Here is a 15,272-nt window from a genome sequence, read left to right on the forward strand (position 1 = left end):
TGTCGCCAAGGCGGGTTTCTATCCTTTCATTTTAAACCTCTTCATGTATGAACTCTAAATATCGATGATTCCATATATTCTCGTAGAAACGAATCGTCTCTTCTGCAGACATAAATGAGTTGTTTAATGTGGAGGTTGCATTGCGCACCATAAGGTTGCTGTAACCTAGACCATGAGCGAATTTAACCGTTGCATCCACACAATATTCCGTTTGGGCACCGCAGAATTCGATACGGTTCACATTCAATTGATCCAGAACTTCTTGCAAGTTCGTTCTATAGAAAGAGTTTGCATGTATTTTGCTGATTTTAATATCATGTGCTTGAACATCAAGCTCAGCATGAATCGCCCATGGTTCCTCTCCTGGCACTAAGTCCTCATCGCAGTGTTGAACGAAAATAATCGGTTTATGCAGCTTACGGTACAAGGAGATTCTATCATTCACTTTAGCAAGCAGCCGATCCAATCCAAATAAATGCTCGCTGTCGTAGCAAACCCCGTTTTGCAAATCGATGACGATCAGAACATCTGCACTAGCTCCCATAATCTCCACCTCATTTTCTATCTTAGACTCTCTTCTTTAATTATAACACCCTTTTACTGAACAACCTGCTCGCTAAAAATAAAAGATGAGCTCAATCGAGCCCATCCTCTTCGTTGATGATCGGGTGTCCGGAATCCTTGATCACGCTCTTGAGCTTATGTACATAAGCAGCGGCCAGCTGGCTTAAGGTCGCTTTCTGGTTCGTAATATAGCCGATCTCCATATTCTCGTTCGTACGCAGACGCACCGATTTGATCTGCTCGCCGTTCAAATCTTTATTGAGAACCCCCGAGCTGATCGTATAGCCGTTCAGTCCAATGAGCGTATTGAACAGCGTGGCACGGTCGCTGACCAGTATCTTCTTCTTGTACGTTCTTGTGCTGAGCATTTCCTCCGAGAAGTAGAACGAGTTATAATCCCCCTGCTCGAAAGCGAGACAAGGATAATCGTCGAGCTCTTCGATATCGACCTCATCGCGACCGGCAAGCGGGTGCTCCGAGCTGATGAACACGTGAGCATCTGCCTTGAAGAGCGGATGGAATCGCAGATGATTCTCGCTGAGCAGCTTCTGAATGACCTTCCGATTGAAGTCGCTCAAATATAGAACGCCAACCTCGCTTCGCAGGTTGCGCACATCCTCGATGATTTCGTACGTTCTCGTCTCGCGCAGCGTACCCTCATATTCATCCATGTTCATTTCTTTCAGCAGGCCGACGAAAGCCTGAACCGCAAACGCGTAGTGCTGGGTAGAGACAGAGAACAGCTTCTTCGACGGCTTCTGGTTCGTGTACCGCTGTTCCAGAAGTTCAGCCTGCTCCACCACCTGCCGGGCGTACGATAGAAACTCCGCACCGTCATTCGACAGCACAATTCCTTTAGGCGAACGGACGAAAATTTCAATGCCGAACTCCTGCTCGATCTCCTTCACTGCACTCGATAAGCTGGGCTGCGAGATGAACAGCTTCTTAGCCGCCTCGCTAATCGAGCCGCAGCTTACGATGGTCAGAATGTATCTAAGCTGTTGTAAGGTCATGGGCAGCTCCCCTCCACTCTGGAATCATAATTAAAATTAATGATAGCCCCGTTCTCTTGCCAATCAATCCTTAGCAAGCAGCTTCTCTACAAAAGCTTGCACAGCCATGGTCGGTACCTGATCCGGCGTACGAATCAACGAGAAGGTTCGGTCTAATCGAATTCCCTTCATCGGAATTTCGGTCATTTCGCCCGCCTCCAGTTCTCTGCGCACGACCAGTCGCGACAGGATGGCAATGCCTAAACCGGCCGACACCGCTTCCTTAACCCCTTGGCTGCTGTTGAATACATAAGAGCGTTTCATTCGGAGATCCGCCTGCTGAATGAACTGATCGCTGAACGCTCGCGTGCCGGACCCGTTCTCGCGCAGCACCCACACTTGATCATGAAGAAGGCCGGTCTCGACGATCCGTAAGGACGAGAGCGGATGCGAGGAGGCTGCGACCAGAATCATTTCGTCCCTCATATAGGAGGTAATGATCAAGTCCGTTACTGTGACTTCCCCTTCTACAAGGGCTAGATCGAGCTTGCTCTCGCGAATGCTCTGGACGATCTCCTCTGTATTCCCTATAGTTAAGTCCATCTCCACCTGCGGATACTGCTCCGCGAACTCCGCGAGCAGGCGGGGAAGCACATACTCGCCAATCGTAAAGCTGGCTCCAATATGAAGCGGTCCGGTCACTCTGTCATGAAGTCGGAAGATATCCTGCTTGGCCGCTTCGTACGAGGCCAATATCTCCTTCGCCCTATGATACAGAATGGCTCCTGCCTCCGTCAGCTTGACTAGCTTCGGGGAGCGGACCATCAGCTTCGTTCCGAACTCATTCTCAAGATTGCGTATATGTAAGCTCACGCCTGGCTGGGACAAATTCAACAGCTCTGCCGCCCGGGAGAAATTGCTCTGTTCTGCTGCCGTAACAAACACGCGAAGCGTCTCTACAATCATGGAGCTCCCCCTTTCTCTCTGCTTCTATTGTACCCTCATAACGAGCAGCTAACAATCCAACAATAAGTTTTACTTATGATACAGATAGCAGATCGGTATTTCCCTTCCGAATGCCAGCTCCTTATAGTGAGGTCATAGACCTGCGACGGAAGGAATGAGGGACATGGCACAGACATCTGCCTTACTACTGCATAACAACAAAGGGAGGGCATTCGCTCAAGGCATCGGACTGACGCTGATGCTCGCCATGATCGCGAAGTATGCGGCCAGCTTCCCGTTCCTGAACATAATGGGGCAGCTCGTCATTGCCATTATTCTAGGCCTCGCCTGGCGGGCGGCAGTCGGCGTTCCGGATGCAATGATGACGGGAACTTCCTTCTCAAGCAAAAAGCTTCTGCGTTGCGGCATCATCCTGCTGGGCATGCGGCTCAATCTGACCGACATCGTTCATGCCGGGCCTAAGGTTCTGGCCGTCGCCGTCATCAATCTGACCTTTACGATCTTCGCCGTTTACAATATTGCTAAGTTGATGAAAGTCGAGAAGCGATTGGCCATTCTGACTGCATGCGGAACCGCAATCTGCGGGGCGGCAGCCGTTGTTGCAATCTCGCCGCAGATAAAGGCCAATGACAATGAGACTGCTATTAGTGCCGCTGCCGTTGCGATACTCGGAACCATTTTCACATTATTGTATACACTGCTGTATCCGATTCTCGGCTTGACGGCGGCAGCCTACGGGATCTTCTCTGGAGGAACGCTTCACGAGATCGCTCACGTGATCGCCGCGTCGGCGCCTGCCGGTTCAGATTCGGTTGATCTTGCTGTGATTGTGAAGCTGACACGAGTAGCCATGCTGGTGCCAGCAGCTGTACTAATTGGCATATGGATGAATCGGGCGGACAACAAACGTAATGGCGTAAAGAACCAAGCAAGCTGGCGATCGATTCCGATCCCGTGGTTCATTGTAGGCTTCCTTGTGATGAGCGGCGTTCATACGGCTGGCATTATCCCGGCTGAGCTTGCGAGTCAATTGGTGAATGCGGCCTACTTGCTCCTTGCGATGGCTATGGCAGGACTCGGTCTTCATGTCGATGTCGCGGCCTTCCGCCGGTTTGGTATGCGGTCATTCGCAGCTGGACTGATCGGATCGGTGCTGCTCTCGGGTTTAGGTTATGCGCTTATAGAGCTGTTCGGCTTGAATTAAGTGGGCGGTATGGTTGTCGACTTTGAGCGGTACACTATGAGTAAGCCGCATGCATCGGCTCCGTTTTGCCCATTATCGCCTTGATTTGACCGCCTGGACCTGTTGCCTAAGCTGCCAGAAAAGGCCGGTCCTAAAAATGCTAAAAACTTTTTAATTATTTTCTTGTTGCTATCTGTGAAGTTTATGATATTATGAGTTGTGTTGTTGGAAAGTTGTTATTCAAAATATACGAGGATCTTTCCAGTAGCGAATAATTTTTGACCACATCCACTTACGGACGTTAAGGCCATACGGACAGCCGGGTCAAATGCCGATTGGCAACTTTGTTGCCTTATTGATTGAGCGAAGAGCTCAAATTTTATAAGTTTTGGTTTCTTTACGACCAATGCGTTAAGAGCGCATCAACTTGTGAAACGATCAATAAGAGTATTAAAGGCGATTATTTGCTATATAGACTCTGATCCGTTATCGATATATTTTGAATATTAATGTGCTTCCCTAAAAAGCCATGTCCCATGTGATGGTGACATTTAATATTCGTAATTTATATCAAACAAGTGTGATTCGCGACGGTGCGTTTTTACGACTTGTTTTTTTTGTGCGTAAAAATCGATCGTTTGCCGGAGATTTGTTAGTTTTAACCACAAAATTCTATCAGGTAAGGGGATTGAGAAATGGGCAAAGCGTTAGTAATTGGTTGCGGCGGCGTGGCATCGGTTGCCATCCACAAATGTGTTCAAAACAGTGAGGTTTTCGAAGAAATCTGTATCGCAAGCCGCACGAAATCGAAATGCGACGATCTGAAAGCAAAACTCGATGGCGGCAAAACGAAAATCACGACTGCACAAGTTGATGCAGACAACGTTGACGAGCTGATCGCGTTGATCAACGAAGTAAAACCAGACATCGTTATGAACCTGGCTCTGCCTTACCAAGATCTCACGATCATGGATGCGTGCCTCGCGACGAAGACACACTACATGGATACGGCTAACTACGAGCCGCATGATACGGCGAAATTCGAATACAGCTGGCAGTGGGAATACCGCGAGCGCTTCGAGAAAGCCGGCATCACGGCACTGCTCGGCAGCGGCTTCGACCCAGGCGTAACGGGCGTATTCTCCGCTTATGCACTGAAGCACTACTTCGACGAGATCGAGTACATCGACATTCTCGACTGCAACGGCGGCGACCATGGTTATCCGTTCGCAACGAACTTCAACCCGGAGATCAACATCCGCGAAGTATCGGCTAACGGCCGCTACTGGGAGAACGGCGAATGGATCGAAACGAAGCCAATGGAAATCAAACGCGAGTACAACTTCGCAGAAGTTGGCCCTAAAGATATGTACCTGCTGTACCATGAAGAGCTGGAGTCCCTTGCAAAGAACATGCCAGGTCTGAAGCGTATTCGCTTCTTCATGACGTTCGGCCAAAGCTACCTGACGCACCTACGCGCACTAGAGAACGTGGGCATGACGTCGATCGAGCCGATCGAGTTCGAAGGCAAACAAATCATTCCGCTGCAGTTCCTGAAAGCTGTACTGCCAGATCCGGCATCGCTCGGACCGCGCACGGTCGGCAAAACGAACATCGGCTGCATTTTCCAAGGCAAAAAAGACGGCGTTGCAAAAACGTACTATGTATATAACGTATGCGACCATCAAGAATGCTTCAAAGAAGTGGGCTCGCAAGCGATCTCTTACACGACTGGCGTACCTGCTATGATCGGCGCCGCAATGGTTCTGACGGGCAAATGGAACAAACCAGGCGTATACAATGTAGAAGAGTTCGATCCAGATCCATTCATGGAAGAGTTGAACAAATGGGGACTTCCATGGGTAGAAGATTTCAATCCAGTACTTGTAGATGACGGTCAAGAGTCGCCTAAGGCTGACAAACAACCGGTAATGGTTCGCTAAGATGCGGTTCGAAGAGCTACCTACACCTTGCTTTGTCGTCGACGAGGCGCTCATCGAGAGAAATCTGAAGATCCTCAGCGGCGTTATGCAGCGTACGGGAGCTAAGATTGTACTGGCGCAGAAAGCATTCTCCATGACAGCGATGTATCCCCTCATTGGCGAATACTTGAGCGGCACAACCGCAAGCGGCTTATATGAAGCTAAACTCGGCTACGAGGAAATGGGCAAAGAAACGCATGTTTTTGCCCCTGCATATCGTGCTGAAGAGATGGATGAGATTCTGTCCATCTGCGATCACATCATCTTCAACTCCTTCTCCCAGCTGGAGAAGTTCAAGGATAAGGCGCTCAAGGCCGGCCGCAAGGTTGGCCTGCGCATCAATCCGCAATGCTCGACGCAAGTCGGACATGAGATCTACGATCCATGCTCCACGGGCTCGCGTTTCGGCGCTCTTCTCGATCAGTTCCGTCCGGAGCTGCTTGACGGCGTAACGGGTCTGCACTTCCATACGCTCTGCCAGCAGAACTCCGACGATCTCGAGACGACACTCAACGCTGTCGTAGAGAAATTCGGCGAATGGCTGCCGAAGATGGAATGGATCAACTTCGGCGGCGGACATCATATTACGCGTGAAGATTATGATATTCCACGGCTTGAAGCTTGCATCAAGCGTATGCAGAATGATTACGGTCTTGAAGTATACCTCGAGCCTGGCGAGGCTGTTGCGCTCAACGCCGGCTATTTGGTTACTTCGGTGCTCGACTTCCATCAGAACGGCATGGACATTGCCATTCTTGATACATCCGCGACTTGCCATATGCCGGACGTACTCGAAATGCCATATCGTCCGCCGCTCCAAACGTCCGGCGAGGCTGGCGAGAAGCCGCACACGTACCGCCTTGCGGGTCAAACCTGCCTGACGGGCGATGTCATCGGCGACTACTCGTTCGATCAACCGCTTCAAGAAGGAGACCGCCTCGTCTTCGAAGATATGGCGATCTACTCCATGGTGAAGACGAACACGTTCAATGGCATGGCGCTTCCTGCGATTGCAGTTAAAGGTCGCGACGGCGATTGCCGTATCGTTCGCCAGTTCGGTTATGAAGATTTTAAAGTGCGTTTAGCATAAATAATGAAGCAGGCATCGGTTAGAATACCGATGCCTGTTTTTTTTATATAGAGTAGGTACTAGTTAGATGCACGCTCTGCCAGATAGAAAATATAGTCCGTCGAAACGCCAGTATGCCCTTGCTGCCTCAGCATTGCGGTAATGTTGCCGCGGTGATACGTGCCATGGTTCACGACATGCTGCACAATCTCGGAGAAACGCGTGTCCATACGGCCATAGCTCGGATGCTCGATCGTTATCGCTTTATCCGGATCAGGTGTACGTTCGAGCAGACCGCGGAACTGCCCGGCAGCGTCAGCGAAGAGCTCCTGCATCTCAGTAAGCGTGCGGCCCTGCACATGCGCTCTCCATTTCATCATCTCGGGATAAATGGCTTCGTTCGAGATCCCTGACAGCACGGATAAGAAGAGCATCTCGAACACATACATATGGCCGAGGGTGACCGATACAGTCGGGAACACGCTTGTTATCTCGGCGCTCAACACGTCCTCCGGAAGCTGCTGGAGATGAGCGAATAATCGTTCGTTCGCCCAGACATTGTAATCGTACAATTGATGTGCATGATGAAGCATAGTGAAATCCACCTTTCATGTATACGTTAATGAGTGTTGCCCTAACCTTGCCTCTATCGTATACCAGCTTCACTGACAACCGCTGTCAGCGAAGTTCAAGCAGAGTCATCTTCTTCACAATTGCGCGCGATACGATACGCCATCTCCTTGATAGTACGCTTCAGCTCCTGCGGTTCCCGTATACGAATGGCCGTGCCGAATGTGATCAGATACATTGGCAGATACTTATTCATTGTCGCGGCGTCGATCCGAAATCTCACGTCATGGTCCGTCCGTTCCATGACATAGTGGCGCAGATGCCAATGACTGCACAGTGCGTTCAGCGCATCGGGGTCCCCCTCTATTCGAATGACGATTGGCGGTTCTTCCGACTCTCGGTTCCTCTCGGATTGAACACGGAAATAGGCGGACGCAGAGAAATTGTCGGGCCTCACGAAATTCGCGTCAGTCTGCTCCAACCGTTCGATGCGGTCGACTCGGAAGGTCCTTACCGCATCCGCTTGATGGCAGTATGCAGCCATGTACCATTCATTCCGATCATACGCGAGGCCATACGGATCGACTTGACGTTCATCGGCTTGCTCCGCACTCTCTTTGCGATAAGCGATACGAACGGTATGCCCTTCTTGCGCCGCCTGTTCCAACTCCCGCAATAATGAAATGACCGAAGGCGCCCGGGCCGGCGAGATGACATCCAAACCGCTCGTCTGAAGAGACAGATCCTGACGCTGCTCCTCCTGCAGTCCGTTCTCTACCTTCTTAAGCGCGCTCTCCAGCTCTGTTGTGTATGGGTAGCCTGCGCCTTGCGCGAACTTATAAGCATCTACCAATGCCTTGAGCTCCACTGCGTTGAAGAACAAGGGCGTCTCCTTGAAGCTCTCCAGAATTCGGACGCCGCCGTCATGGCCGGCTTCCGCAACGACCGGTACGCCGCTGGCGCATAAGGCGTCGATATAGCGATACACGGTACGGACGCTGATCTCCAGACTGTCCGCAATCTGCGCTGCTGTCAGCTTCCTGCCGGAACGCAGCATCCAGAGCATGGACAGCATATTGTCCCATTTTGCCACCGCAAATCCTCCTATTCACACGACAATGAACATGAGATCCACTTGAGGCTGAAGGAAGAGACGATTAGAAAATCGTCGGCACCATTCCACCGTCCATCCGAATCGGTGAACCTTTGAATGCGGATGCATAAGGGCTGCTCACGAAAGCGGTCAACCTGCCTATTTCGCTGGGCCGGATGAATCGCTCGATTTCGGATTGAGGCAGGTTGGTCGACATGAATCTTCGCTCTTTCTCTGCAAATGCGATCTTTTCGTTCAAGTACATCCCGTCGATGATTTGGTGCACGTTCTCCGAAAGCGTAGGTCCAGGCATAATCGTATTAACGGTTACCTCTGTCCCTCTTGTTAACTTCGATAAGCTCTTGGACAAGGATAACAACATGGACTTCGTCACGCCGTATTGAGGCATAAGCCCTGAAGGCATAACCGCTTCCTCACTCGCGATGAAGATGATACGGCCATAATCATTCTTGATCATTCTCGGCAAATAAAACTTGCACAGCGCATTGGCGGCAAGTACATTCGTGCGGAAGTAACGCTCCCACACTTCATCGGTAACGTCCTCATATTGCATCATCTCATAGATTCCGGTGTTGTTCACTAGAATATCGATATCGGGAAACTGTTTGAATAAAGCTTCTCTTTGCTCGATATCGACGATATCTGCCGTCGCATTGCGAGGAGAGGTCGTTGGAAAATCCGCTCGGATCTCGTTTACAACTCGCTCTACGTCTTCGGTGCTCCGTCCATTGATGAGGACGTTCACGCCTTCTCGAGCAAGCTCGATTGCAATTGCTTTACCGATACCCCTCGTCGATCCCGTAACCAGCGCTGTCTTATTGATTAATCCCATATCCATCGTGCATTTCTCCTTTATAATCAACCTGTAAGTTGATTATCGCTCGATTGGATTAATCCGTAACTAGCCCCCCGCGCCAACGTTCTTGCTTCACGCGCCAACTTGATGGGGTATCTTCTTCCCACTGACGGAAAGCGCGGTAGAACGAGTTCTGATCCTCATAGCCAATGAGGAAGGCCACCTCTTTAATCTCCAGCGAGGGATCGGCCAGGTACAAAAGCGCTTGCTCATGGCGAGCCTCCGCTAACAGCTGCTTGAAGGTGACGCCTTCATCCGTAAGCCTGCGCTGCAAAGTTCGTTCGCTCATCCCCAGCTCACTTGCGATATACCGGATGTCGGCACGGCCCCTAGTAAAGCTGCGTTTCATGATCCATTTGACCGTGTCGGTAATCGATCGGTTCTGCTCTTGATCGCTCAATGATTGATCCAGAATAGGCGTCAGAACCTCAAGCAGCTCCTCATTATACGAGATAAAGCTGCGATCCAGATCCCTTCGATGCAGCGTCAGCTGATTGCATGCTGCTCCAGTCCGAATCGAGCAACCGAAATAAGCGGCTAAAACCGATTCATCGCCCATGTCATGCATGAATTCAACGGACAACGCCTGAAGAGGTTGACCCGTGCCTCGACGGCCAAGCTCTAACAGATAGGCGAGCGTGATGCCAACCAATACGGGCGGCCCAGCTTGATTCGCATTCTGCCACTCGAGCTGGATGGTACAACGCTCATCGTTCTCGGAGATGCGGAAGCCCTCCGGAGGACACAACCGTTTGTACCGGGCCATTCGGTTAAGCGCATCTCGATAGTCGCGAGCATGGAACGTCGCTAGAGCGGCAGGCGGGTAATGCGCCGTTTCGAACACAGTCGCAAGTTTAATTATTGCCTCGGCCGTGTCGCCCATGAGTTCAGAATAAGCCTGCCAGATCGCGAAGTACTCGCTCGTTGAAACAACCAAGTCGGTAACAATCGTTGAAGGCAGCTGTGCCTGGCGGACAATGTCATGTGGAGCAATCCCTAATTGGCTTAGTCCTGACCAAAAGCCTGGGTTGATTTTGATGCGATTCGAGGTTTCCGATTTCATAACAGCTGCAGATGCTCCCTTCGAATTCGAAAGCGAAGGGCACCTTCACAGGTGCCCATTCATCATAGTTGACTATTATCATTTGAGTTTGTCCGCTAACTAAACCGTTCCCCGGCGCTCCGACAGCATGCTGCCTGCTCCAACCGCCAGTGCTAGGCCTACCATGATCGCTCCTACCCACGGAAGCGAAGACAGTGACAGATGTGTAATGACCCATCCTCCGACGAAAGCGCCCACTGCATTGCCGAGATTGCCCGCCGAATGGCTGGACGTAGAAGCAAGAGCTGGGGCACCCTTCGCGATGCCCATAATCTTAACCTGCAAGCCCGGCATAACGGCGAAGGAGCCCGCCCCCCATACGAAAATCGTCGCGACAGCAGCGATCTCATTATGAATCGTAAAAGTCAGCGCCGTCAGCGCGATGACGATGACCACGTAGATGCCTAGAATCGAGGGCATCAGCTTCCAATCCGCCAGCTTGCCTCCGACAATATTGCCGACCGTGACCCCGATGCCGAACAGAACGAGGATCCACGTCACGCTATGCTCCGCGAAGCCTGTAATATCGACAAGCAGCGGCGTGATATACGTGAATACCGCGAACAGGCCTGAATTGCCAAGCGCACAGATGAGCAGAAATACGAGCAGCTTGGGACTAATCAGCGCCGCAATCTGCTGCTTGATGCTGGACGACTTCTCCTGCTTCAGACGTGGAATTAAGATGGCGACGCCGATTAAGGCGATAACGCCCATCAGCGCGATAGCGCCGAAGGAGGCGCGCCATCCCATATGCTGCCCGATGTAGGTCCCGAGCGGCACGCCAAGAATGTTGGCGATCGTGAGCCCTGCCATCATGACGGATACGGCTCCGGCTCTTCGATCAGGATGAACTAAGCTTGCTGCAATAACGGCTCCGACGCCGAAGAAGGTGCCATGCGTCAAGGCTGTAAGGACCCGCGCGCCCATTAAGACGGCATAATTCGGAGCGATTACAGATACACCGTTGCCCACGATGAATAAGAGCATAAGGAAGATCAGCAGCTTCTTCTGTGGAATCCGATGGGTCAATACCGTAAGAATAGGCGCCCCTACCGCCACACCCAATGCGTACATCGTAATGAGCTGTCCGGCAGCGGAGATCGATACGTTCAGATCTTCAGCAACGTTCGGCAGAATCCCCATAATGACGAATTCCGTCATACCGATAGCGAATGCACCAATCGTGAGCGAGAGCAGCGAGATCGGGAAACCCGACTTATGTGCCCTTGGCTCGCGTTTAGCATGTTGTGTTAGTTCCATGATGCGTAACTTCAATCCTTTCAACCAACAGATAAACACTAGCAGCATTCATTCTACTATAACACCGACGGCGCCGTCTCCCCGATTTGCATAATTACTGATTATTACTTCTTACAATTCTAAAGTGATTTTCGTTATAATATAGTTAGTTAGGTAACCTAAAGGAGTTCGTTCGTTATGAATAAACGTAAACTGATCTTTCGGGTGGCTTGCTATATCGCCTTCCTGCTGTGCCTATTCTTCTGTCTTCGAAGCAGCGGCTTAACCGTAGCCGATCTAACGCCGGATACGATCCGTGAAATCGCACACGATGACATCCTATTGCTTCATCTTATTATGCTTGTCTTAATGACACTGCAGAACATCTTCACCTTCATACCGCTCATCCTCGTCATTACGGCCAATATCACGTTGTTCGGCTTCTGGCACGGCTATCTATACGGCTGCTTATGCAGCGTTATCGGCAGTACGCTGGTCTTCTTATCGATTCGGCATTTGTTCCATGACATCTTCGCCGGCTCGCCGAAGATGCAGCAGTTCCAGGAGCGAATCGAGAAGAACGGCTTCGCCTTCGTTCTATTCGGACGCATTCTGCCGCTCATGCCGACGAACTTAATCAATATCGCATCGGGATTAAGCTCGATTCGGACGCATCGCTTTATTACGGCTACGACGATCGGCAACTTCATCTATGGCCTCGTTCTATCTTCGGTCTCGTTCGGCGTCATATCGGCATCCAGCCATAACCGCATTTATTTGCTTCTCACGGTCGTTGTCGTCTTGGCAGTCGTATTGTTCACTCGTTTGAATAAAAGAAAACACAAGAAAACAATTGAAGCGAATATCAAATAGGGCGCCCCGTCGGGCGCCCTTCTTCTTTTTCACACCTAGTGAATGTCCTTCTTCTTGAAGTTCCCGCCTTTTACTTCCGCCACATCGTAAACCATGACGAACGCGCTTGGGTCAAGCTCGTGGATAATCTCTTTCATTTTGCTTTCTTCCAGTCGGTTAATGACGCAGGTGATTTCCTTGAACTGCTCGTTGGAGTATCCGCCCTCGACGAGATTATAGGTTGCGCCGCGGCCTAAGCGGTCACGAATCGTTTCGACCATCACTTCAGGATGCCTGGTAATGATTTTGAACGTTTTGGCCCCGCTGAGACCTTCCTCAACGATATGGATAACCTTCGAGGCAATGAAATAAGCAATACCCGACAAAATCGCACCTTGAAGGCCGAAGATGGTCGAGACGACGATAAACACGAACGTGTTCAGGAAGAGAATCAGGTCGCTGGTGCCGAACGGCAGCTTGCGCGACAGCAGCACGGCCAGCATATCGATACCATCCAATGCACCGCCATTGCGCAGGGCAAGACCCATGCCGAAGCCAATAATAATACCGCCTACGACGGTTATGAGCAGCGTGTCGCCTTCAATGATCGGCGTTAATTCATGCATGACGGCTGTGCCGACTGCCAACGAGGCTATGCCGAGCACCGAGTAGATCGCAAAGCTTTTGCCAATCTGCTTGTACCCTAGAAAAATAAACGGAATATTAAGCACCGCGATTAAAAGTCCTAATGGCAAGCCGATGAGCTCCGACCCTACGATACTAAGACCCGTCACGCCGCCGTCGGATACATTGTTCGGAATCAATACCGCCTCAAGCCCATAGGACGTTACGAATGCGCCAATGACCACCATCAGTCCCCGCAGAACCTTCCTTGCAACAGCAGGCTGCTTGCGTCCTGCCTGTAACGCCTGTCCACTCTGTTCCGTCTTCATGTCTTCCCCTCGCTTCTGTTTAATCGTAGTTGGAATAAATCTTGCCAATTCCAAATATAGGCTAAAGGATAGCCGCCTGTTGACTGCATGATACCACTTTAAGCGGCTAGTTGCTAATTTGCAGCCGTGGACTTTGACTGCAACCTGGAGAATTGCAACATTGTAAGAACGGATACGTCTATACAGATAGTCATCTAGAATATCCCATTGTTACCAATGCCATAGGGGGCGTCTCAATGAGAACAGAGAGAAGAAGAGGGATTCGGCTTGTCGGGGTATGGTTGGCGGTCTTATTGCTTGCAGCAGGTCTTGTGGCTTGCAGCAGCAGCAATGATCGGTCGGAATCGAAGGCGGTCGAAATGGCCTCGACAGAGGCGGCAGCGCCGCAGTCAAATTCAGCAGCAGCGGATGCAGCAGCAGACGCAGATTCGGGGGCCGTGAACACAGCAGCAGGGCAGCAGGGCAGCGGCATAGCCGATACGTCGGCGCAAGAAAGCTTCAATCGGCAGGTGATTTATACCGCCAATCTGCAGATGCAAGTCAAAGACTTCGCCAGCGCGCGCAATGCGATCGATCAATTGATTGCGAGCAGCGGCGGCTACTTGCTTTCTTTTAACGAAGAGGAATCATCCAATCGTATGAGCGGTTCGTTCAAGATCAAGGTGCCGGCCAAGGGGTTCAATACGTTCATCGATGCCATCGACAAGCTGCCGGACAAGAAGCTGAGCAAAAGCATTAACGGCGAAGACGTAACCGAAGAATACGCGGACCTCTCCGCTCGTCTGAAAGCTCGGGAAGTAGCCGAGGCGCGGCTTATTTCCTTTATGGAGAACGCCAAAACGTCAAAAGATCTCGTTGCCTTCTCCAATGAACTCGCCCAAGTGCAAGAAGATATTGAACGGATCAAAGGCAGAATGCGCTTCATTGACCAGAATGTAGAGTATTCTACAATCAACATCGACATGTATCAGACGCTTAACGGCGATGAAGCCGATCTAGAGCTGAACGAGAAGCCGGGTCTGATGAAGAAAGCCGGAGACTCGCTGCATCAGAGCGCGGACATGGTGGTTTCATTCGGCAAAGCGCTCGTCATTATTGGGGCTTTCCTGCTCCCGCTTCTTCCGATCATCGCAATCATCGTCCTTGCAGTGGTCATTGTGAAACGCCGCAGCAAGCGAAAGGCTTCCACAGCGCAAACCGCCCCGCCGCAAAGTGTGCAATCAGAGCAGACCGAGCCAACAGATCGCACAGAGCAAACGCCGTCCGATGACGATAAATTGACGTAATGCAGCGCACAAAGGCACCCCATTCGGGGTGCCTTTGCATTCACGAATGGCTTAATATTCACCTTTAATAACAAAGAACGAACCGCGGATCGTACCGGCCAGCTTAGACTTTTGTCTAGCGAACTTAAACTTCGTTTCGAGCTCCTTCGGCACTTCCATTCCTTCAGACAGCTTAAAGCCGACAGCCCGCTTCTTAGGGTTATCGATCGTGTACAAAACGTTGGCCGAAAGACCATCCTTATAGAACACGTAAGTCCAATCGATGTTCTCCACTTGAAAACGCGACGTCTCCAGCGGCTTCGCCGCGAACTCGATATTCCGCTCTTCCTTCAGAATCCGGTTCACATAATCAAGGTTTTCCTGGCTCTCGCTAGCCGGAACAACCGTAAACGCATGCTTGTATTTGTTCATAAAATATCGCGCCTCATTCGCACGCAGCCCAGCCAGCGCATCTGCTACAGGCGATGACTCCAAGCCAACTGTCGACACATTGTTAAAATCAACGGTGTATGCCATTTCCATCCCTCGTGCTTTCTTGTTATGG

At 50.9% G+C, this 15,272-nt stretch carries 15 protein-coding genes; 5 read left to right on the forward strand and 10 right to left on the reverse strand.

Annotated features, from left to right (window positions below; all coding sequences use genetic code 11):
- Positions 1-31: 31 nt before the first annotated feature.
- The 3 genes from SBI19_RS09595 to SBI19_RS09605 form a co-directional block, all read right to left on the reverse strand.
- On the reverse strand, positions 32-544 hold the full coding sequence (locus SBI19_RS09595) for a cysteine hydrolase family protein (RefSeq protein WP_317967595.1): 513 nt from the start codon (positions 542-544) through the stop codon (positions 32-34).
- Positions 545-635: 91 nt separating this feature from the next.
- Complete coding sequence (locus tag SBI19_RS09600) at positions 636-1,577, reverse strand: LysR family transcriptional regulator (RefSeq protein WP_317967414.1); 942 nt, start codon at positions 1,575-1,577, stop codon at positions 636-638.
- A gap of 63 nt (positions 1,578-1,640) precedes the next feature.
- The gene (locus SBI19_RS09605; RefSeq protein ID WP_317967416.1) at positions 1,641-2,522 is read right to left on the reverse strand and encodes a LysR family transcriptional regulator; all 882 of its coding nucleotides are present in this window, start codon (positions 2,520-2,522) and stop codon (positions 1,641-1,643) included.
- A gap of 163 nt (positions 2,523-2,685) precedes the next feature.
- Here SBI19_RS09605 and SBI19_RS09610 point away from each other — a divergent pair, with 163 nt between their 5' ends.
- The 3 genes from SBI19_RS09610 to nspC all read left to right on the forward strand — a co-directional run bounded on the left by SBI19_RS09610 (position 2,686) and on the right by nspC (position 6,777).
- Positions 2,686-3,726, forward strand: a complete 1,041-nt coding sequence (locus SBI19_RS09610; RefSeq protein WP_317967418.1) for a YeiH family protein — start codon at positions 2,686-2,688, stop codon at positions 3,724-3,726.
- A 674-nt stretch (positions 3,727-4,400) separates the two neighbouring features.
- Positions 4,401-5,648, forward strand: coding sequence for a saccharopine dehydrogenase family protein (locus SBI19_RS09615; protein ID WP_317967420.1), 1,248 nt, complete (start codon positions 4,401-4,403; stop codon positions 5,646-5,648).
- Between the two features lies 1 nt (position 5,649).
- The gene (nspC, locus tag SBI19_RS09620; protein WP_317967422.1) at positions 5,650-6,777 is read left to right on the forward strand and encodes a carboxynorspermidine decarboxylase; all 1,128 of its coding nucleotides are present in this window, start codon (positions 5,650-5,652) and stop codon (positions 6,775-6,777) included.
- Between the two features lie 59 nt (positions 6,778-6,836).
- Here the strand turns inward: nspC and SBI19_RS09625 are convergent, their stop codons facing one another.
- The 5 genes from SBI19_RS09625 to SBI19_RS09645 all read right to left on the reverse strand — a co-directional run bounded on the left by SBI19_RS09625 (position 6,837) and on the right by SBI19_RS09645 (position 11,658).
- On the reverse strand, positions 6,837-7,349 hold the full coding sequence (locus SBI19_RS09625; protein ID WP_317967424.1) for a DinB family protein: 513 nt from the start codon (positions 7,347-7,349) through the stop codon (positions 6,837-6,839).
- A 95-nt stretch (positions 7,350-7,444) separates the two neighbouring features.
- On the reverse strand, positions 7,445-8,419 hold the full coding sequence (locus SBI19_RS09630) for a helix-turn-helix transcriptional regulator (protein ID WP_317967426.1): 975 nt from the start codon (positions 8,417-8,419) through the stop codon (positions 7,445-7,447).
- Between the two features lie 64 nt (positions 8,420-8,483).
- Entirely contained in the window at positions 8,484-9,278 is a 795-nt protein-coding gene (locus tag SBI19_RS09635) for an SDR family NAD(P)-dependent oxidoreductase (protein WP_317967428.1), read from the reverse strand.
- A 52-nt stretch (positions 9,279-9,330) separates the two neighbouring features.
- A complete protein-coding gene (locus tag SBI19_RS09640; protein WP_317967430.1) occupies positions 9,331-10,359 on the reverse strand; it encodes an AraC family transcriptional regulator in 1,029 nt (342 codons plus the stop codon).
- 99 nt (positions 10,360-10,458) lie between these two features.
- Positions 10,459-11,658, reverse strand: coding sequence for an MFS transporter (locus SBI19_RS09645; RefSeq protein ID WP_317967432.1), 1,200 nt, complete (start codon positions 11,656-11,658; stop codon positions 10,459-10,461).
- A 177-nt stretch (positions 11,659-11,835) separates the two neighbouring features.
- Between SBI19_RS09645 and SBI19_RS09650 the strand changes: the two genes are divergently transcribed.
- Positions 11,836-12,510 (forward strand): TVP38/TMEM64 family protein, encoded by a 675-nt coding sequence (locus SBI19_RS09650; protein WP_317967434.1) that lies wholly within the window; start codon positions 11,836-11,838, stop codon positions 12,508-12,510.
- Positions 12,511-12,545: 35 nt separating this feature from the next.
- Here the strand turns inward: SBI19_RS09650 and SBI19_RS09655 are convergent, their stop codons facing one another.
- Positions 12,546-13,361, reverse strand: a complete 816-nt coding sequence (locus SBI19_RS09655; protein WP_317967597.1) for a YitT family protein — start codon at positions 13,359-13,361, stop codon at positions 12,546-12,548.
- A gap of 317 nt (positions 13,362-13,678) precedes the next feature.
- On the opposite strand from SBI19_RS09655, the gene SBI19_RS09660 reads away from it, so the two are divergent.
- Positions 13,679-14,728 carry a DUF4349 domain-containing protein gene (locus SBI19_RS09660; protein ID WP_317967436.1) on the forward strand — a complete coding sequence of 350 codons (1,050 nt, stop codon included), beginning with the start codon at positions 13,679-13,681 and terminating at the stop codon, positions 14,726-14,728.
- A gap of 51 nt (positions 14,729-14,779) precedes the next feature.
- Here the strand turns inward: SBI19_RS09660 and SBI19_RS09665 are convergent, their stop codons facing one another.
- Complete coding sequence (locus tag SBI19_RS09665) at positions 14,780-15,244, reverse strand: phage tail protein (protein ID WP_317967438.1); 465 nt, start codon at positions 15,242-15,244, stop codon at positions 14,780-14,782.
- Between the last annotated feature and the right edge of the window lie 28 nt (positions 15,245-15,272).

Origin of the sequence: Paenibacillus sp. CCS19 (assembly GCF_033239625.1) — a bacterium.
GTDB lineage: Bacteria > Bacillota > Bacilli > Paenibacillales > Paenibacillaceae > Paenibacillus_T.

Coding starts and splice junctions, on each gene's coding strand:
- SBI19_RS09655 (WP_317967597.1), bottom strand. CDS start 13,361: ATGGTGGTCATTGGCGCATTCGTAACGTCCTATGGGCTTGAGGCGGTA.
- SBI19_RS09640 (WP_317967430.1), bottom strand. CDS start 10,359: ATGAAATCGGAAACCTCGAATCGCATCAAAATCAACCCAGGCTTTTGG.
- SBI19_RS09600 (WP_317967414.1), bottom strand. CDS start 1,577: ATGACCTTACAACAGCTTAGATACATTCTGACCATCGTAAGCTGCGGC.
- SBI19_RS09635 (WP_317967428.1), bottom strand. CDS start 9,278: ATGGATATGGGATTAATCAATAAGACAGCGCTGGTTACGGGATCGACG.
- nspC (WP_317967422.1), top strand. CDS start 5,650: ATGCGGTTCGAAGAGCTACCTACACCTTGCTTTGTCGTCGACGAGGCG.
- SBI19_RS09615 (WP_317967420.1), top strand. CDS start 4,401: ATGGGCAAAGCGTTAGTAATTGGTTGCGGCGGCGTGGCATCGGTTGCC.
- SBI19_RS09625 (WP_317967424.1), bottom strand. CDS start 7,349: ATGCTTCATCATGCACATCAATTGTACGATTACAATGTCTGGGCGAAC.
- SBI19_RS09605 (WP_317967416.1), bottom strand. CDS start 2,522: ATGATTGTAGAGACGCTTCGCGTGTTTGTTACGGCAGCAGAACAGAGC.
- SBI19_RS09610 (WP_317967418.1), top strand. CDS start 2,686: ATGGCACAGACATCTGCCTTACTACTGCATAACAACAAAGGGAGGGCA.
- SBI19_RS09595 (WP_317967595.1), bottom strand. CDS start 544: ATGGGAGCTAGTGCAGATGTTCTGATCGTCATCGATTTGCAAAACGGG.
- SBI19_RS09645 (WP_317967432.1), bottom strand. CDS start 11,658: ATGGAACTAACACAACATGCTAAACGCGAGCCAAGGGCACATAAGTCG.
- SBI19_RS09660 (WP_317967436.1), top strand. CDS start 13,679: ATGAGAACAGAGAGAAGAAGAGGGATTCGGCTTGTCGGGGTATGGTTG.
- SBI19_RS09665 (WP_317967438.1), bottom strand. CDS start 15,244: ATGGCATACACCGTTGATTTTAACAATGTGTCGACAGTTGGCTTGGAG.
- SBI19_RS09650 (WP_317967434.1), top strand. CDS start 11,836: ATGAATAAACGTAAACTGATCTTTCGGGTGGCTTGCTATATCGCCTTC.